This is a genomic window from Specibacter sp. NPDC078709, assembly GCF_040686795.1.
Lineage (GTDB): Bacteria > Actinomycetota > Actinomycetes > Actinomycetales > Micrococcaceae > Specibacter.
This window is the reverse complement of record NZ_JBFBLU010000001.1, coordinates 45,151-61,806: the sequence shown is the minus strand read 5'-3', so window position 1 is coordinate 61,806 and position 16,656 is coordinate 45,151. Positions and strand designations below refer to the sequence as shown.

The 16,656-nt window shown below is 60.2% G+C and carries 19 protein-coding genes; 12 read left to right on the top strand and 7 right to left on the bottom strand.

All coding sequences use genetic code 11. The annotated features are described in order from the left end of the window. Window positions 1–16: 16 nt before the first annotated feature. From priA to AB0P14_RS00260, 3 genes are read left to right on the top strand one after another with little or no spacing between them, the layout of a single operon-like run. Window positions 17–751 (top strand): bifunctional 1-(5-phosphoribosyl)-5-((5-phosphoribosylamino)methylideneamino)imidazole-4-carboxamide isomerase/phosphoribosylanthranilate isomerase PriA, encoded by a 735-nt coding sequence (gene priA, locus AB0P14_RS00270; protein ID WP_363836433.1) that lies wholly within the window; start codon window positions 17–19, stop codon window positions 749–751. Window positions 752–754: 3 nt separating this feature from the next. Then, the gene (locus tag AB0P14_RS00265) at window positions 755–1,660 is read left to right on the top strand and encodes an SseB family protein (protein ID WP_363836431.1); all 906 of its coding nucleotides are present in this window, start codon (window positions 755–757) and stop codon (window positions 1,658–1,660) included. A 43-nt stretch (window positions 1,661–1,703) separates the two neighbouring features. Then, window positions 1,704–3,047 (top strand): MFS transporter, encoded by a 1,344-nt coding sequence (locus AB0P14_RS00260; protein ID WP_363836429.1) that lies wholly within the window; start codon window positions 1,704–1,706, stop codon window positions 3,045–3,047. 128 nt (window positions 3,048–3,175) lie between these two features. Here the strand turns inward: AB0P14_RS00260 and AB0P14_RS00255 are convergent, their stop codons facing one another. Further along, on the bottom strand, window positions 3,176–3,583 hold the full coding sequence (locus AB0P14_RS00255) for a DUF1844 domain-containing protein (protein WP_363836427.1): 408 nt from the start codon (window positions 3,581–3,583) through the stop codon (window positions 3,176–3,178). 273 nt (window positions 3,584–3,856) lie between these two features. Here AB0P14_RS00255 and infC point away from each other — a divergent pair, with 273 nt between their 5' ends. The 4 genes from infC to AB0P14_RS00235 all read left to right on the top strand — a co-directional run bounded on the left by infC (window position 3,857) and on the right by AB0P14_RS00235 (window position 6,798). After that, entirely contained in the window at window positions 3,857–5,014 is a 1,158-nt protein-coding gene (gene infC, locus AB0P14_RS00250; RefSeq protein ID WP_363836425.1) for a translation initiation factor IF-3, read from the top strand. A gap of 103 nt (window positions 5,015–5,117) precedes the next feature. Next, window positions 5,118–5,312: a 50S ribosomal protein L35 gene (rpmI, locus tag AB0P14_RS00245; RefSeq protein WP_038467906.1), complete on the top strand. Its 195-nt coding sequence runs from the start codon at window positions 5,118–5,120 to the stop codon at window positions 5,310–5,312. A 108-nt stretch (window positions 5,313–5,420) separates the two neighbouring features. Further along, window positions 5,421–5,804, top strand: coding sequence for a 50S ribosomal protein L20 (gene rplT, locus AB0P14_RS00240; RefSeq protein ID WP_363836423.1), 384 nt, complete (start codon window positions 5,421–5,423; stop codon window positions 5,802–5,804). 82 nt (window positions 5,805–5,886) lie between these two features. Next, window positions 5,887–6,798, top strand: coding sequence for an RNA methyltransferase (locus AB0P14_RS00235; RefSeq protein ID WP_363836421.1), 912 nt, complete (start codon window positions 5,887–5,889; stop codon window positions 6,796–6,798). 317 nt (window positions 6,799–7,115) lie between these two features. Here the strand turns inward: AB0P14_RS00235 and AB0P14_RS00230 are convergent, their stop codons facing one another. Continuing rightward, entirely contained in the window at window positions 7,116–8,330 is a 1,215-nt protein-coding gene (locus tag AB0P14_RS00230) for an MFS transporter (RefSeq protein WP_363836419.1), read from the bottom strand. 123 nt (window positions 8,331–8,453) lie between these two features. On the opposite strand from AB0P14_RS00230, the gene AB0P14_RS00225 reads away from it, so the two are divergent. The 3 genes from AB0P14_RS00225 (at window position 8,454) to AB0P14_RS00215 (ending at window position 9,880) form a co-directional block, all read left to right on the top strand. Continuing rightward, entirely contained in the window at window positions 8,454–8,879 is a 426-nt protein-coding gene (locus AB0P14_RS00225) for a (deoxy)nucleoside triphosphate pyrophosphohydrolase (protein WP_363836417.1), read from the top strand. Window positions 8,880–8,951: 72 nt separating this feature from the next. Then, window positions 8,952–9,143 carry a DUF5302 domain-containing protein gene (locus AB0P14_RS00220; protein ID WP_363836416.1) on the top strand — a complete coding sequence of 64 codons (192 nt, stop codon included), beginning with the start codon at window positions 8,952–8,954 and terminating at the stop codon, window positions 9,141–9,143. A 158-nt stretch (window positions 9,144–9,301) separates the two neighbouring features. Beyond that, on the top strand, window positions 9,302–9,880 hold the full coding sequence (locus AB0P14_RS00215; protein WP_363836414.1) for a DUF4870 domain-containing protein: 579 nt from the start codon (window positions 9,302–9,304) through the stop codon (window positions 9,878–9,880). Between the two features lie 72 nt (window positions 9,881–9,952). Here AB0P14_RS00215 and AB0P14_RS00210 read toward each other — a convergent pair whose 3' ends face one another. Next, the gene (locus tag AB0P14_RS00210; RefSeq protein WP_363836413.1) at window positions 9,953–11,194 is read right to left on the bottom strand and encodes an Rv2578c family radical SAM protein; all 1,242 of its coding nucleotides are present in this window, start codon (window positions 11,192–11,194) and stop codon (window positions 9,953–9,955) included. A gap of 208 nt (window positions 11,195–11,402) precedes the next feature. On the opposite strand from AB0P14_RS00210, the gene AB0P14_RS00205 reads away from it, so the two are divergent. Next, on the top strand, window positions 11,403–12,902 hold the full coding sequence (locus AB0P14_RS00205; RefSeq protein WP_363836411.1) for a long-chain fatty acid--CoA ligase: 1,500 nt from the start codon (window positions 11,403–11,405) through the stop codon (window positions 12,900–12,902). Between the two features lie 146 nt (window positions 12,903–13,048). Here AB0P14_RS00205 and AB0P14_RS00200 read toward each other — a convergent pair whose 3' ends face one another. Genes AB0P14_RS00200 through AB0P14_RS00185 form a run of 4 tightly spaced genes read right to left on the bottom strand, consistent with a single transcriptional unit; the run spans window position 13,049 to window position 15,406 of the window. Then, entirely contained in the window at window positions 13,049–13,687 is a 639-nt protein-coding gene (locus AB0P14_RS00200) for an SIMPL domain-containing protein (RefSeq protein ID WP_363836409.1), read from the bottom strand. 2 nt (window positions 13,688–13,689) lie between these two features. Beyond that, window positions 13,690–14,232, bottom strand: a complete 543-nt coding sequence (locus AB0P14_RS00195) for a hypothetical protein (protein ID WP_363836407.1) — start codon at window positions 14,230–14,232, stop codon at window positions 13,690–13,692. Beyond that, window positions 14,229–14,798, bottom strand: coding sequence for a hypothetical protein (locus tag AB0P14_RS00190; RefSeq protein WP_363836406.1), 570 nt, complete (start codon window positions 14,796–14,798; stop codon window positions 14,229–14,231). Before AB0P14_RS00190 ends, AB0P14_RS00195 begins: the two co-directional genes overlap by 4 nt. Then, entirely contained in the window at window positions 14,795–15,406 is a 612-nt protein-coding gene (locus tag AB0P14_RS00185) for a hypothetical protein (protein ID WP_363836404.1), read from the bottom strand. The genes AB0P14_RS00190 and AB0P14_RS00185 overlap by 4 nt, the downstream gene beginning before the upstream one ends. Window positions 15,407–15,589: 183 nt before the next feature. Between AB0P14_RS00185 and pheS the strand changes: the two genes are divergently transcribed. Continuing rightward, window positions 15,590–16,654, top strand: coding sequence for a phenylalanine--tRNA ligase subunit alpha (gene pheS, locus AB0P14_RS00180; RefSeq protein ID WP_363838076.1), 1,065 nt, complete (start codon window positions 15,590–15,592; stop codon window positions 16,652–16,654). The last annotated feature ends 2 nt before the right edge of the window (window positions 16,655–16,656 follow it).

The window sequence follows — 16,656 nt, the reverse complement described above, 5'->3', positions numbered from 1 at the left end:
CAACGTTGAGGACCCCATGACCACCCCCATTTTGGAATTGCTGCCCGCTGTCGACGTTGTGGACGGCCAGGCCGTGCGCTTGGTGCAGGGCGAGGCTGGTTCGGAAACGAGTTACGGCTCCCCGCTCGACGCCGCCATGAAGTGGCAGAACGACGGCGCCGAATGGGTTCACCTCGTGGACCTTGACGCGGCCTTTGGTCGCGGCTCAAACACGGAACTGCTGCGCGAAATGGTGCAGGTCCTGGACGTCAAGGTCGAGCTCTCCGGTGGGCTGCGCGATGACGCAACGCTGGAAGCCGCCCTGGAATTGGGTGTGGGCCGTGTAAATCTGGGCACGGCTGCGCTGGAGAACCCGGAGTGGACCGCCAAGGTCATTGACCGCTTTGGTGACAAAATCGCCGTCGGACTTGATGTTCGCGGCACCACCTTGGCAGGCCGCGGCTGGACCAAGGAAGGCGGGGACATCTGGGAGGTCCTGGCTCGCCTTGAAGATGCCGGCTGCGCACGATACGTGGTCACCGATGTCACCAAGGACGGCACCTTGCGCGGCCCCAACGTAGAACTGCTGCGCGAAATGTGCACCCGCACCTCAAAGCCTGTGGTGGCGTCGGGCGGAATTTCCAGCCTCGAGGACCTGCGCGTTTTGCGCGAATTGGTCGGCGAAGGTGTTGAGGGTGCCATCGTTGGCAAGGCTCTGTACTCCGGCGCATTCACGCTCCCGCAGGCCCTTGACGTTGCAGGCCGTCGCTAAATCATGACCGAGATGCCCAAGAAGCATCTGCCCGGACACATCGCAGCAGCTCTGGCCGGGGCTGGCGGCAGCACCGATTCTGCTGGACAGCCCTGGGCGGGCCGCGATCTTCCTGCGCAGGAAAAGTACCACAACTTTGACACCGACGACGGCGCCATGGACGCCGGGTTTGCGGCCGCCCTCGCGGCGCTAGCCTCCGGTGACGGCAGCGAAGCGCAGGTAGTTGCCTCCCTCGCCACCGCCCGGGTGTTCATTCCGATCGTGGCGCAGCTGGCGGAACAGACAGTAGGTGAAAACGGTCTGGTCTCGGATAAGGAATCGGACATGGCTCTGGTGACAGTGCAAGGTCCCGATGGCCGCCGGGCCCTCCCTGTTTTTTCCAATGCCGAAGCTCTCACACGGTGGCATCCCGAAGCGCGACCGGTTGCTGTTTATGCGGCGCGGGCAGCGTTGTCTGCGGTGGCCGAGGAAGCACAACTGCTGGTGGTAGACCCTGGCTCGGAGCGGCCCTTTGTGGTCCGCCGCCCGGCAATGTGGTCGCTGGCGCAACAGCAACAGTGGGAGCCCAGCTACGGGGATGCAGCGGTTGAGCGCGTTCTGCGCGAGTCTGTGTCGGCCCTTGGTAACACAGCCGTTGTGGACATTTCTGCCAGCGCCGGTCAGGGCATACAATCCCAGTGGTACCCAAAAGCTGAACCGTCGGCACTGTTGGTCTCCGGCGGTGGAGTGGGCCCAGAACTCTGTGTCACCATCACCTTATTGCCCGGGCTGGACCAAGCCGCGGTAAACGGTGTGCTCGCTGCGCTGCAAGCGTCCTGGGCGGCGAATGAGTACTTTGCTCAGGCAGTGGATTCAATTCATGTTCGCCTACGGCATCCCCACATTCAGGACAACCTCATCGCATGGTAGCCTCGGCGCTCTCTTGTGATGGATCACGAAAGAGAGCCCCCAGGTGAACTTTGCCGCCTACCGTGAAATACTCGCGGTCGGACCCGTGCGCAGGCTGCTGATTGTAGCCATGTTTGCGCGCATCCCGCATGCAGCTGCAGGTGTGCTGTTGACTCTGCATGTGGTTGAAACGATGCAGCTTAGCTATGCCTCAGCAGGCCTTGTTGCAGCGGCCATCACCATCGGCATGGCGTTCGGCGCCCCGTGGCGCGGTCGACTCGTGGACGTCTATGGACTGCGTAAGGCACTCCTGCCGTCAGTAGTTGCCGAAGTAGTGGTGTGGAGCCTGGCTCCATTCCTGAGCTTCCAGCTTCTGGTAGTGGCTGCCGTCATTGGCGGCATCTTCGCCGTTCCGATCTTCTCTGTGGTGCGTCAAGCACTCAGCGTGATGGTGCCCCAAGAGCAGCGGCGCACCGCCTACGCACTGGATTCCATGGGCGCTGAAATCACGTTCATGATCGGGCCCGCCGCCGGAGTCTTGCTAGCAACCACCATTCACACGGTGGTGGGCCTAGTCATCATCGGTGTCACCGCGTCCATGGCCGGAGTCTTTCTGATGGTGTTCAACCCGCCCACAAGAACTGGCCAAAAAGGATCCTTCGTTTCCGTCGGTGTGGTTGAGGCGCATCCTCTGGATGCAGTTGAGGACCGCGAAGCACCAGACCTCTCGGGCAAGAGCGCGCTGGTCCGATTGTGGGGTGGGACTCGGCACAATCTGCGCTGGGTCAATATTGCGGTACTGGCCATTTTGGGCACCTCCCTGGGCGCCGGGCTGGTCTTGGCTGGAACCAATGTGGGAATGGTCGCGGTCATGCGCGAAAATGAAGTCGTCGGCGATCTTGGGATCGTGTTCATCTTCTGGTGTGGTGCCTCGATCGTTGGTGGCATTCTCTACGGCGCCCTCAAGCGCTCCGTCAATCCCCTGTGGCTGCTGATGGCCATGGCGATCCTGATCATCCCAATGGGGTTTGCCACCAATGCTTGGACGCTGGGACTGTTATCGATTCTTCCTGGTCTACTGTGTGCTCCGGTCTTGACCTCAAGTGCCGAACACATTGCCGATCTGGTTTCAGAACGCCGCCGCGGTGAAGCTATGGGTTGGTACGGCTCGTCCATGACGATCGGTAGCGCCATGGGTTCTCCTTTTGCAGGGGCCATGATCGATGGCATCGGTCCCTGGGCTGGCTTTGCCATCATCGGTTTGGTCTGTGGCGTCTTGTCGATCATCGGATTGGTGAGCATGGCTATCTGGCGCCGCCGTAAGCCACTAATAACTGACACAAAATCGACGGAATCAAAGCAGACAGATAACTTTGATGACCTTCTAGGTGAGCCGGACCCGGTGTAGCTGCCCTAAATCTTCCTTTAAGCACCGCGAACGGTGAGTAGATGACAATGTTTGTGGGTGACATTGCTAACTACTCATCGTTCGCGGTGAAGATGAAGCTGATAGTAGAGCGCGCGAGCGGGTGGGGCCTAGTTGACGGCGCCAGTGAACTTCTCGCCCGGTCCCTTGCCCGGTGCATCCGGGAACTCTGAGGCTTCACGGAAAGCGAGCTGCAGTGAACGCAGACCATCGCGCAACGGTCCGGCATGCTGGCTACCAATTTCCGGTGCTGCAGCTGTGACGAAGCCGGCTAGCGCGGTGATGAGCTTGCGAGCCTCGTCTAGGTCCTTGAGCTCCTCAGCGTCCGGGCCTGCAGCCAGACCGCACTTGACCGCTGCTGCGCTCATGAGGTGAACGGCCGCCGTGGTGATGACCTCAATGGCAGGGACTTCGGCGATATCACGCACTACGGAAGCTGCCTGACTATCACTCAGGGCCTCTTCGGGGGCGGGCTGGAAGGTGTTACGTGTGTCCGAATTATTATCTGAGCTACTCATACTGCTAAGCTTGTCATAGACCGACGCGATGCTGTTATTTCGCCAGCTCTCCAGAGGATCCGCAATTGGGTTTTCTGTGGGATGGGGAATGTACTACAATCGTGTTTGCAAGTGGAGTCCTCTCCCACCTTTCGACCCAGTAATGGAGTTGTCTGGTTTAGGTTGGCGCTTTCCGTAGTACGGAGAGCCAGGCTGTTCCCGTTATAGGGGACTGCAAGCCAATCCCTCGAGGCCTCCATTGCATCAGCAAATTGGGGGCCTTCTTCGTTGCTGATGGTACTCACACTTTTCAAGCAACAGGAGCCACACATTAGCGAGCCACGCATCAATGATCGAATCCGCGTCCCCGAGGTGCGGTTGGTTGGGCCAGCAGGCGAACAGGTAGGTGTCGTCCGCATTGAAGACGCCCTCCGTTTAGCAGCAGAGTCCGACTTGGATCTGGTTGAGGTCGCACCGACGGCTAAGCCGCCGGTGTGCAAACTGATGGACTTCGGCAAGTACAAGTACGAAGCCGCCGTCAAGGCTCGTGAAGCCCGCAAGAACCAGACCAACACCGTTTTGAAGGAAATCCGTTTCCGACTCAAAATCGATAAGCACGACTACGAGACCAAGCGCGGTCACGCACTGCGCTTCCTCGGCACCGGTGACAAGGTCAAGGCCATGATCCAGTTCCGCGGTCGTGAGCAGCAGCGTCCAGAGATGGGCATCCGTCTCCTGCAGAAGTTTGCAGAAGATGTTGCTGAAGTTGGCATCATCGAGTCCAGCCCTCGCATTGACGGGCGCAACATGGTCATGGTCATCGGTCCGTTGAAGAACAAGGCCGAAGCCAAGGCAGAGGTACGCCGCAACCAGCAGCGCGCCGAGGCGAAAGCGCACAACGAGGCAGTGGCCAATGGCACCGCTCGCGTTGACGTAGACCGTGACAACAAGGCCCCCATGACCCAGTCACTGGCTGATCTGTTGCCAGATGGTTTGCACCTTAACGAGGACCTGCCGGCTCCCGGCGCTAAAGCTGTTCAGGAAGTTGCCGCCCCGGTTGCGGAGGAAGTCGTTGAGACTGCCGCTGTAACCGAAGCCCCGGCGCCCGAAGCAGCCCCCGCGAAGGAAGCTCCGGCAGAAAAGCCGGCTCCCGCCGTCGTACCTGCCAAGGCTGCTGCCACTAAGGCTCCTGCAGCCAAGGCACCTGCTGCTAAGGCCGCTCCGGTGAAGGCCGTTGCAAAGGCTCCCGCAGCCAAGCCGGCCGCAGCACCCAAGCCGGCAGTTGCTCCCAAGCCCGTGGCTGCAAAGCCCATCCCCATGCCGAAGCCCATGGCCAAGCCCGTAGCAGCCAAGCCTGCCGCCAAGCCCGCCAAGGCAGCAGCAAAACCGACCGCCAAGCCCGCATCTGCAAAGAGCGAACCGGCAGTCGAAACCCCCAGCTCAGCTGAATAAGGTTCACACCTTTCAGCGGTGAATACACCCACACAGTGACCCAACCAGTCGCTGCAAGAGAACCACAGGCAGCGCCGGTGGATACGTAAGGAGATAGGTCCTCATGCCTAAAATGAAGACACATAGTGGTGCGAAGAAGCGATTCAAGCTGACCGGTTCCGGTAAGCTGCGTCGCCAGCAGGCTAACCGCCGCCACTACCTGGAGCACAAGCCCTCCAGCTTGAAGCGTCGTCTGAAGGGTGACCTGTTGGTCGCCAAGGCAGATGTGCGCAACATCAAGAAGATGCTCGGCATCTAATTTCGTAAGTCAATCGGTGTCATTCCCAGTTCAGGGTCTAACACCATTTCATCAAAGCCTTCCCTGGCATGATTGGCTTGGGATCTTTAAACTTGAAGGAGTACGCACGTGGCACGTGTGAAGAGGGCTGTAAACGCCCACAAAAAGCGTCGGGTTGTTCTTGAGCGCGCAAAGGGTTACCGCGGACAGCGTTCACGTCTGTACCGTAAGGCCAAAGAGCAGCTGCTGCACTCGTTTGTGTACAGCTACGGCGACCGCCGCAAGCGCAAGGGTGACTTCCGTCGCCTGTGGATCCAGCGTATCAACGCTGCATCACGCGCCAACGGCCTGACCTACAACCGCTTGATCCAGGGCCTGAAGGCTGCGCAGATCGAGGTTGACCGTCGCATGCTGGCCGATCTGGCCGTCAACGACGCCGGTGCTTTCACCGCACTGGTTGGCCTGGCCAAGGCTGCACTGCCTGCTGACACCTCAGCACCGGTTGCAAAGTAGTTTTTCGTTTTATTGTTTGACCGTTTCACCTTGGAGCCGTTGAGTTCTAAGTTCCTGTGGAGTGACTGCTAAAGTCCTAAGCATGAACGAAACCGGGCGCCCTCCAGCAGATGCAATGACCAATCCTCGAGCAGATCGAGTGAGGGATGTTGCCAAGCTGGTTGGGCGCTCGGGCCGTTTAAAGCGTCGCCAATTCTTGGCTGAAGGTCCCCAGGCTGTTCGTGAAGCGCTGCGTGCCCACCGCGACTGCCTGGACGCTGGCGGGACGCCGGTGGTGGAGGCGCTGTACGCCACCGTTGAATGCCTGAAGAAGTTTCCGGAGCTGCTGGAAACGGCCTCGGCCCCCGGCTCCCGCCTGCAAGTTCGAATCGCCAGTGACATGGTCCTCTCCGCCATGACAGATACTGTCTCGCCGCAGGGCGTGGTGGCTGTGTGCAATTTTGTGGACGTTCCCCTTGAGGCAGTCTTGGCTACCAAGCCGAAACTGATCGCCATGCTGTGCCGTGTGCAAGACCCGGGCAATGCTGGAACAGTTCTCCGTGCAGCCGATGCTGCTGGCGCAGACGCGGTGATCTTCTCCCAATCGAGCGTAGATATTTACAACCCCAAGGCGGTCCGTTCCACGGCCGGCTCACTGTTCCACTTGCCTGTCGTGCTTGGCGCCGACGTGGCTCAGGTTGTCGCCGCTGCCAAGGAAGCAGGTGTGGGCATCCTCGCCGCCGACGGCTACGGCCAACTGAATCTAGACCTGCTGCAGGACGAGAGCGCCGCACGCGCCTTTGACCAAGAGATCCCGGATTCTAGTTATGACTTGGCAGATCCCACCATGTGGCTCTTCGGCAATGAGGCTCAGGGCCTGGCTGGGGAAGAGAAAGCTTTGGCTGATTACCGTGTAGCCGTACCCGTCTATGGTGCTGCTGAATCCCTCAACCTCGGAACTGCAGCAACTGTCTGCCTGTACGCCAGTGCAAGGGCACAACGCCGAAGCCACTAGGGGACTTGAGTCTCGGCGGATTGGGTGCTTGTTCTACGCATCGGAGGCTCACGGCTTCCTGATGTCGGCTGTCTTCAACGGCTGAAAGCCCTGAGGCCCGCCGAAACCTGTCCTAGGTGCTTCACTGTGCCTCGAGTGCGCAGTTGTCGGACGTTTCGGGGCCAAAAACGTCCCAAAGTGCGCCGGACAGCGAGCACTAGCACCCAGGCACCATCGCAACGAAAAAAGATCCTCCCCGCGCCACCCATTCAGGGATTGTGCGGGGAGGATCTTTTGCAGGGCCGTCGAGTTCTACTGTTCCGAAATCGTCGGGGCGTTCAAGCCTTCAGGCCCTTATTGTCCTTCTTATCAAGCAGTCCGCTGAGCAGGGCAATGCCCAGCCCCAACACTGCCAGAACGGCTCCGACCAGTGCCGGAGCGGTGAAGCCCCAGCCCCACGTGATGACGAGCCCACCCACGAACGCACCGAGGGCGTTGGCCATGTTCAGCGCCGAGTGGTTCAGGGATGAGGCCAATGTTGGTGCCCCTGGGGAGACGTCCAAGAGCCGCGTCTGCAATGAAGGAATCAGCATGGCCCCTGAAGCGCCAATGACAAAGATCATCAGCAGCGCCATCCACTGAATGTGAACCGAGGCTGCGTACAACACCAACATGGCAGCGATGAAGGACATGACGGCGTAGATGCTGCCCATGACCGACCAGTCGGCGAGCCGTCCGCCAATGTAGTTTCCTACCACCATGCCCACTCCGTAGAGGCCAACGATCACGGGCAGGAATCCTGAATCGAAGCCGGCAACGTCAGTCATGGTGTTGGCAACGTAGGTGTAGACGGCAAAGAAGCCGCCGAAGCCAACCACGCCCACCAACAGGGTCAGCCAGACCTGGCCGCGACGCAAGGCGCCGAGTTCCTTGCGGAGGCTTGCTCCAGGCTGAGCCTTTTGGGCTGGAATGAAGATCCCGATGAATACCATGGTGATGACGCCGATGATGCCCACCAGTACGAACATCCAGCGCCACCCGAACTGCTGACCCACAAAGGTAGCGAGCGGAACACCGAGCACGTTGGCAATGGACAAGCCCATCATGACCATCGAAATGGCACGCCCGCGCTTGCTAGGGGCTACCAAGGAAGCTGCCAGGACTGCGGCTACGCCAAAGAAGGCGCCGTGGGGCAATCCCGCAATGAAACGTGTGACCAACAAGGTGTTGTAGTCCACGGCGAAGATCGAGAGCAAGTTGCCCACAGTAAACAGTGCCATCAAGCCCAGTGCCAACGTCTTGCGCGGCATTTTCGCGCCAATGGCGACCAGTAAGGGTGCGCCCACCACCACACCTAGGGCATAGGCGGAGATGACATGGCCCGCCGTCGGTACGCTGACACCCACGCCCTCGGCCACATTGGGCAGCAAGCCCATCATGGCGAACTCGGTGGTGCCGATGCCAAAGCCACCAATGGCCAAAGCGAAGATTGCCCAGGCAACGGCGTTGGGAGAGAGCGGGGTGGTAACGGGCCGGTTTTTAAGCAGGGGCATTGAAACGAACTTTCACAAGGCGGGGTTCCGGTTCCGCCAAGGGCGGCAGGTGCCGGCGCCACAGTGCGCAACGGCTCGACATGAAGATGTCCCTACCAGTCTAGTTCGACCTAGACTTACCTGGTGACGACAATGAAACAAATCGTAGGCGCAGCACTCGTTGACTCGCTTGGAAACCCGCAAAACCTTTTAGCTGCTCGACGCACGGCACCACCTGAGTTTGCCGGCATGTGGGAGTTCCCTGGCGGGAAGATAGAACCCGGAGAAGGTCCAGAAGAGGCACTGCATCGAGAAGTTCGTGAAGAGTTGGGTATCACTGTGTGCCTGGGTACCGAATTAGAAGGCACGACGCCGGATGGCTGGCCTCTGAACCGTGGCGCCGCCATGCGCGTGTGGTTGGCTGAAGCAACGGAGGGAACCCCGGAACCGCTGGAGGATCACGATTTGCTGCTGTGGGTTGACCTCGCCGGTCCGGAAATCTTGGAATTGCCCTGGATTCCTGCCGACCTGCCGATTGTGCACGCCCTGATCGCTTTCACCCAACATTGAACCCCCTCCCGGGTGTGGAAAAGTATTGTCCTGTGCGAGACTGGGTGCTGAAGACCCCAAGGAGGTTGTGCCATGACGAGTGATAACCACGACGAACAAGCACCCGCAGGCGCCAGCGAGGAAACGAAAGAAAAGTTTCGGCAGGCCCTGGAGAACAAGAAGAACCAGCAGCACGGCAGCGTTTCCGCCGCAGGTGGGCCCAAGATCAACGCTTCCCACGGAGCAGCAGCACACAAGCGTGAATTCCGCCGCAAGTCCGGATAACCCCCGGAATCGGATTCGCAAGTGCACAAGGTGGCAGGAACCTCCCAGGTCCTGCCGCCTTTGCTGCTTTAAGGCCATTGCCCGTGTGTCATTTGTGGGCGGGCCGCGCGGAAAGCGACTAGGTTGGTAAGCAAGAATCCAAACTGAGGAGAGATCACGTGAGCCAGAACAATTCCCCGACACCGCCGGTCGAGCCGACACCGCCGGGCTACAACGCACCCGAGACGCCTGGATCGGCCCCCTACCAGCAGCCCGGCTACGGTCAGCAGGCCAACTATGGTCAGCAAGCTCCGGCCCAGCAGCAGCCCTACCAGCAAGCGCCTCAGGCTCCGCAGCAGTACCAGCAGGCGCCCGACCCACAAGCTCCGGCCCAGCAGCAGTACCAGCAGGCGCCTCAGGCTCCGCAGTACCAGCAGGGTGCTGTTGACCCCGCAGGTACCGTGGTTCTGAACTATTGGCTCTCGGTGTTCTTCAACTGGATTCCGGCACTGATCTTCTTCCTCACGGAAAAGGGCAAGAACAGCTTCGCGGATGACTTCCACCGCCAGAACTTGAACTTCTCGATCCTGCGTGTCATCGCGATCGTGTTGACGTTCATTCCCTACTTGGGCTTCATCTTTGGCATTGCCGGAGTGGCGCTGTTCGTCATCCACATCATTGCCGCGCTGAACGCTCCTACTGCCTTCCGTAACGGGCAGCTGTACAAGTTCCCGTTCAACGTTCAGTTCATCAAGTAAGACGGCTCAATAACTATAAGTAGTAGCCGGACACGGCAGCGGTAGCGCACCCACTGGTCTCGGCTCGAAAGCCTAGAACAGAGTAGGTGCAAGCTCGGCAGAGGCGGGGGTCCCACTCGGGGTCCCCGCTTTTGTTCCGGCCTCGGTAGCTGTGGCCGCAGGGATGCCGCGGAATCGGCTGCCTGCTAACGGCTTTAGCCGGTCGGTGTGGTCTTTGTTTTCCCTGTTGTCGTTGTGGACGCTGGGCATGCTGCCAGCCGGATACTGGGCCTCCTCCTGCCGGGGATCATGAATGAAGCCTTGCTTCCCGAAACCGTGCCGGGCTTTTGCTTCATTGACCCGTGCCGCCAACCATTGCCGGTACTCCTTAGAGGCATAAGACCCAGAACCGTAGAGCCGCTGGTACCGGCCAACCAAGGACGGGTATTCGCGGGCCAGCCACTGCAGGAACCATTCCCGCGTGCCCGGACGCAGATACAAGGCCCCGGCACTCACCCCTGTTGCTCCCGCCTGGGCCAAAGCGGCAAAGAGCGTATCCAGAGCTTCCTCCGAGTCGGTGAGCCACGGCAGAATCGGCATGGCCATGACACCGCACGGCAGGCCAGCGTCGCGCAGCTTGCTGATCAGGGACAACCTAGCCTTGGGGGAGGGCGTGCCCGGCTCCAAAGTCTGGGCCAGGTCCTCATCCAACAAGGCCAGCGAGATTCCCATGCCCACACTAACGTCGCGACCAGCCGCACGGAGCAACGGAATGTCCCGTGCCAGCAGTGTCCCCTTGGTCAGGATAGAAAAGGGAGTCCCGGAATCTGCCAAAGCGCTGATGATGCCGGGCATAAGTTGGTAGCGACCTTCGGCACGTTGGTATGGATCGGTGTTGGTGCCCAGTGCAACGTGGTGATGTTGCCACGACGGCTTGAACAATTCCTTGCGTAGAACCTGAGCAACATTGACCTTCACCACAACCTGAGAATCAAAATCTACGCCTGGATCGAAGTCTAGGTAGGTGTGGCTCTTGCGGGCAAAGCAATACACGCAGGCGTGCGAACAACCGCGATACGGGTTCACTGTCCATTCAAAGGGCATGGTGGAGCTGGGTGGCACCTTGTTGAGTGCCGATTTGGACAACACCTCATGAAAGGTGATGCCAGAAAAATCGGGAGTCTGGACAGTTTTAACTAATCCAGCTAAGGGTAAAAGGGGTACTTGCAATCCGGGCGAACCCGTTTCTGTTGCACCCTCCGGTGCCGTGTCTGACTCGCCTACCCCTTGTTCGGGGAAGAGGGGCTGGTTGAGTTCCTGCTGTGTCCACCGCATATAGAAATTAGAACATATATTCTACTTCACCTCAAGGGTGTCGATCCGTGGAGATTTCATCACTACTCGCCAGTAATATATGAGCCAGATCACATTCTGAGGCGATAGGGTGGAACTAGGAGCGAGGATGCTTCTGCTGTCTGTTTCCGGTCCGGTCCACTGATGTGGTCTCCACCGCGGAAAGGCAGTTTCATCACGAAGGAGTACCATGACGAATCTGGCTTCGATGGTCCCCGCCTCCGCTGCAAGGAATCCGGGTGGGGTTGTCATCAAACTCGATGACATTGAAATTTCTTATGGCGCCCTCGAGGTGCTCAGCGCCAAGGTCGCGGCGCTACTGGCTGAACGGGGTGTCAAAGCGGGGGACAGGGTGGTGCTCATATCCCCTAACCTGCCGCAGATGCCACCGATCTACTACGGCATCTTGCGATATGGGGCCATTGTGGTCCCACTGAATCCACTCCTGAAAGCCCGCGAAGTGGCCTATCACCTACAGGATTCCGGTGCCACACTGGCCTTCGCGTGGGAAGGCGTCATGGCTGAGGTCGTTGCCGGAGCCAGCGAAACCGGGACTGACATCATTCCCATCGACGCGAACTTCATGGCCCTTGTGAGCCCTCTTGAGCCACGCCATGAAGTAGCTGAGGCTGCCAAGGATGACACAGCCGTCATCCTGTATACCTCGGGCACCACAGGTAAGCCCAAGGGAGCTGAGCTCACGCACGAGAACTTGCGCAGTAACGCCGAAGTGTCGGTCGCTCTCTTCGGCAGTCGGGACGGAGACGTAATTTTCGGCGGGCTGCCCTTCTTCCACATCTTTGGTCAGACGTGCGCGCTGAACTCGGCGGTCATGGCCGGGGCTACCGTGACCTTGCTGCCCCGCTTCGATCCCGTCAAGGCGCTGGAGATTATCGCCCGGGATAAGGTCACCATCTTTGAAGGGGTCCCCAGCATGTACATTGCGCTGCTACGTGCTCCCGGCCGGGAAAACTATGATCTGAGCAGTCTGCGGCTTGCGGCCTCCGGCGGCTCGGCTCTGCCAGTGGAAATCCTGCATGAATTCGAATCAACCTTCAAGGCCACCTTGCTCGAAGGCTATGGCTTGTCTGAGACATCGCCGGTGGTGAGCTTCAACCAGACCGACGGCATCCGCAAACCAGGTTCCGTGGGCACTGCGGTGACCGGGGCGCAACTGAGGGTCATTGATGAGTCGGGGGACGACGTCGAACCTGGCGCGGTGGGGGAAATCGCCGTGGCGGGCCCCTTCGTCATGAAGGGGTATTGGAACAATCCCGAGGCGACGGCGGCAGCCATCCCGGATGGCTGGTTCCGCACGGGTGATCTGGGGCGGCGGGATGAAGACGGCGTGTTCTTCATTGTGGACAGGAAGAAGGACATGATCCTGCGCGGTGGCTACAACATCTACCCGCGCGAGATCGAGGAAGTGCTGTACGAGCACCCGGCCGTGGCCGAGGCTGCCGTTCTTGGCAAGCCCGACGACGTCCATGGTGAGGAAGTGTGTGCCGTGGTCGCGTTGAAAGACGGTGCTGCTGATGCCGAGAATCCGGAGGCGCTGGCCGCGGAGATTCAAGAGTTCGTCAAGGCTCGAGTGGCCGCTTACAAGTATCCGCGCAAGGTCATAATTGTTGATGCACTGCCTAAGGGGCCAACAGGGAAGATCCTCAAGCGAGAGATCAACGTTTCTTGAGCCGCAGCTTGTGGGTGCGTCTGCGGCAAGTCCGGTGAAAAGGGCTAGACGCTAGGCGCTCGCAGAGGAGCGGCCCCGGTGAACCTCACCGGGGCCGCTCCTCTGACTGCTTTGAGGCCTTTTCTAGGTGGTTATGCTGCTGAGCTTTAGTTCAGCAACCAAGTGATCTGGACGGCGATGGTGACATCGCTTTGCCCCGGCTCAATCGCCATGGAGCTATCCATCGACATGGCCGCCCGGGCCATCATGGGGCGCGGGCCGCCTGAGGGGATATTCCCTTCGTGCACTTTTTCCACGGCGCCAAGAGTGCGGCCAGCCAGCTGTGCGTACACCTCGGCGGCACGGCGTGCATCAGCCCACGCCGCGGCGCGGGCCTTGTCTTGGGCTGCGGAGGGATCGGACACGACGGGGGACATGCCGTTGAGTCGAACATTGTTGTTGCCGACGTCAACGACAGCAGCAACGATGTCCTGGGCGCCCTGATCGTAGCGCAGGGAAACCGAGAGGGTGCTGGAGACCGTGTATCCGGTAACGACCGTGCCCACTCCCTCTTGCCAGCGACTGTCCACGCGAACATCCAAGGTGGAGGAGCTGATCGCTGTGCGGTCCACGCCCAACGTCTGCAATTTGGCGTTGACAGCATTAAGGGCCTCCCCAGCTTGTGAGTAGGCGTCACGCACAGTGGGCTGTGATGCCTCAATACCGATGTTGATGGTGAAGAAATCCGGAGCGGTTTGGACTGCGCCGTGCCCCGTGACGGTGATGGAGTTGTTACTCTCGCTCATAGTTATTTCTCTTCCTGGTTCTGTAGGGTCTGGTGCTGCCCGGCTTGGTTCTGCCCGGCGGTAATGGCTGGTGACATAACAAACGCAAGACGCTGCAATTGGTTCCGCAAACGGGGAAGCCTGGCGATGGTGGGTAGTTCCCGGTATCCGCCTAGAGCCAGCCCCGCGTTGCGTTCAAAGAAGTTTCGGCTGCCCGGATCTCCAGTGCGCCAGAGTGAATATGCGGCGCACGCCGCATAGAGGGGGAGGAACGGTAGACCAAGGCACCACGCGTACTGGGTTGCGTGCCCGGATTCGTGGGCCAGCAGATCAGGGCGTGCATCGATGTGAGCTCGGTCTGTTCGGTAGAAGATCACATTGCCCACCGTGAACGCGCCAGCTATCGGCAGCTTGGGCTGGTAGTTGGTCCCAAAGATCAGCCCGTGCGGGCCCTTCTCAACACGGGTGCGCGACAGACCTGCCAGCAGCAACCCGGCCGCCGTCGAAAGGTTCATGGCATTGGCTACGGCACGGACGAGCTCGGGCCGAGTGAGTGGAGAACTCATGGCGTGATACTGGTTCCTTCCTTGGGAACGGGGGCGCTGCTGACAACCGTGAGCATGGCCAAAGCACTGGCGGTATCGGGTTTGGAATGGTCACAGGAGTCCATAGGCCATTGGACGTTTACTGCCTGCCCAGCGGCATTGATCAGCCAGATGCCCGGCAGAATCTCCCCATAGTCCAGACAGCTCATGGGGCCTCCGCGCTCGCTGGGGACCGCCAAAGCTGCCAGGAGGGGAGTATAGTCGCCCGATAAGTGGTCCTCCGTCACGTCGGTGGTGGCAGAATCGATAGAGCAGCGCACAACATCTACCGGAATGAACCCGTCTGGAACACGCCCCTTGAGTAAAGCGGCCGGAGTCGTGGCTGCCGGTTCCCAGCCTGTGGATGTGGAACAGTCGACGGCGTCCTGAAGTGTGGCGGGTTCAGGCAGATAGGTCTGCGGTGGTGGCGATGTCTGCTGCGATGACGAGCTGCAACCCGATACCAGCAGTGCCGCAACCATGACAGCCGCGGCACGGAGCGCTAAGCAAGCGGCCTCCTGTTTTGCATGGCGCTGGCGGGTGTTCATGAGCCAGTTTGCTGATGCTCAATAACGCGGCCAACGCTCAGCTGCTCCAGGGCCTTGCCCGTATCCGGCTTGCCGCGGGTTTTGCCGCAGGCGTCCAGCGGCCACGCAACTTGAATGGCGCGGCCCTGCGCATCGACCATCCACAGCGGCGGGATGATCTCCATGTCCGCGGTACACGGGCCGCTTCCGCCTTTATCGCTGGGCTTAGCCAGCGCGGCGAGTAAATCGGAGTAGTCGCCCTCCAAAGGCTCTTCTTGGAGCACCTGGGTGAAATCACGGGTGGGATCCTTGACAACTATGGAGCAGCGGATGACCTGGACCGGCACAAATCCCTCGGGGACGGAACCGGCCAGCACCACCTCCTCGGATGGTGCACCCGAGGCGTCCGACGCCGGCGGGCTGGCCGGTTCTGGCAGCCACCCGAGGGTGGACCCCGGGCAGTCCACGTTCTCCTGGATCACGGCCGCCTCAGGCGTGTACGTTCCGGACCCGCCGGGAAACAGCCCGCAGCCACACAGAGTGAGCGTCAGCAACAACCCCAGCGCAAGGCTGGCTGACGGCGCATGGCGGAAGGCCGGCGTCGTGCTTCTGCGGCTAAGGGTTCCCATGGCCGCTAGCGTAGCAAGGGGGAGCGTACTTCGGGGCGTAAGTTGAGTAAAGACTTAGGGTTCAAAAACCGCGGGCCCCGTCAACTAGAATGGTTCAGGCGGGAGGAGCTACCCCGCCGCTTACTCGCACACGAGCTTAGGTAAAAACTGTAGATGTCTGAGATGCCCCACACGACGGCAGAAATGCCCGAACCAACCATTGAACCCGCAGCAGTCCCGGACCCGCTGGACGAAGCCGCCATTGGCGCAGCCGTCCAGAACGCGCTCGCAGCCATTGCCGCCGCAGCAACCCTGGATGAGCTGAAGACTGCGCGGCTGGCGCACACCGGTGAAAAATCGCCGCTGAGCCTTGCCAACCGTGAAATCGGCGGGCTCGCCAAGGAATTTAAGGCTGCCGCCGGAAAGCTCATGGGCGGCTCACGCGGCCGCGTTGCCAAAGCGCTCGCAGCCCGCACCGAAGTCCTGGAAGCCGAAGATGCCGCGCGTATTCTCGTGGAAGAGACCGTGGATGTTACGGCCGCCCCGCGCCGCCGTCGCGCCGGTGCCCGCCACCCGTTGTCCACCCTGCAAGACCGCGTAAGCGATATCTTCGTGGGCATGGGCTGGGAAATCGCCGAAGGCCCGGAGCTGGAATCGGAGTGGTTCAACTTTGATGCACTGAACTTTGCCCCGGATCACCCGGCACGCGAAATGCAGGACACGTTCTTCGTGGAACCGCCCGAAGCTCACCTGCTGCTACGCACCCACACCTCACCGGTGCAGGTCCGTTCCTTGCTGGAGCGCGAACTTCCCGTCTACGTTCTGTGCCCGGGCAAGGTTTTCCGCACCGATGAGCTGGACGCCACGCACACCCCGGTGTTCCACCAGTTCGAAGGCCTGGCCATCGATAAGGGTCTGTCCATGGCGGACCTCCGCGGCACACTGGAGCACTTTGCTCGTCAGATGTTTGGCGAGGAAGCCAGTATCCGGCTGCGCCCGAACTTCTTCCCGTTCACCGAACCGTCGGCCGAGCTGGACATCTGGCACCCCGGTGCCAAGGGTGGCCCGCGCTGGATCGAGTGGGGTGGCTGCGGCATGGTCAACCCGAACGTGCTCCGTGCTGCCGGCATTGACCCGGAAGAGTATTCCGGATTTGCCTTCGGCATGGGCATTGAACGCACTCTCATGTTCCGCAATGAAGTGGGCGACATGCACGACATGATCGAGGGCGACGTACGATTCAGCGAACACTTTGGGATGGAGATCTAAGT

Bases quoted from the DNA above. Each gene is read 5' to 3' on its own strand.
- priA (WP_363836433.1), top strand. From the start codon at position 17: ATGACCACCCCCATTTTGGAATTGCTGCCCGCTGTCGACGTTGTGGAC.
- AB0P14_RS00265 (WP_363836431.1), top strand. From the start codon at position 755: ATGACCGAGATGCCCAAGAAGCATCTGCCCGGACACATCGCAGCAGCT.
- AB0P14_RS00255 (WP_363836427.1), bottom strand. From the start codon at position 3,583: ATGAGTAGCTCAGATAATAATTCGGACACACGTAACACCTTCCAGCCC.
- infC (WP_363836425.1), top strand. From the start codon at position 3,857: ATGGTACTCACACTTTTCAAGCAACAGGAGCCACACATTAGCGAGCCA.
- rpmI (WP_038467906.1), top strand. From the start codon at position 5,118: ATGCCTAAAATGAAGACACATAGTGGTGCGAAGAAGCGATTCAAGCTG.
- AB0P14_RS00235 (WP_363836421.1), top strand. From the start codon at position 5,887: ATGAACGAAACCGGGCGCCCTCCAGCAGATGCAATGACCAATCCTCGA.
- AB0P14_RS00230 (WP_363836419.1), bottom strand. From the start codon at position 8,330: ATGCCCCTGCTTAAAAACCGGCCCGTTACCACCCCGCTCTCTCCCAAC.
- AB0P14_RS00220 (WP_363836416.1), top strand. From the start codon at position 8,952: ATGACGAGTGATAACCACGACGAACAAGCACCCGCAGGCGCCAGCGAG.
- AB0P14_RS00210 (WP_363836413.1), bottom strand. From the start codon at position 11,194: ATGCGGTGGACACAGCAGGAACTCAACCAGCCCCTCTTCCCCGAACAA.
- AB0P14_RS00205 (WP_363836411.1), top strand. From the start codon at position 11,403: ATGACGAATCTGGCTTCGATGGTCCCCGCCTCCGCTGCAAGGAATCCG.
- AB0P14_RS00200 (WP_363836409.1), bottom strand. From the start codon at position 13,687: ATGAGCGAGAGTAACAACTCCATCACCGTCACGGGGCACGGCGCAGTC.
- AB0P14_RS00195 (WP_363836407.1), bottom strand. From the start codon at position 14,232: ATGAGTTCTCCACTCACTCGGCCCGAGCTCGTCCGTGCCGTAGCCAAT.
- AB0P14_RS00190 (WP_363836406.1), bottom strand. From the start codon at position 14,798: ATGAACACCCGCCAGCGCCATGCAAAACAGGAGGCCGCTTGCTTAGCG.
- AB0P14_RS00185 (WP_363836404.1), bottom strand. From the start codon at position 15,406: ATGGGAACCCTTAGCCGCAGAAGCACGACGCCGGCCTTCCGCCATGCG.
- pheS (WP_363838076.1), top strand. From the start codon at position 15,590: ATGCCCGAACCAACCATTGAACCCGCAGCAGTCCCGGACCCGCTGGAC.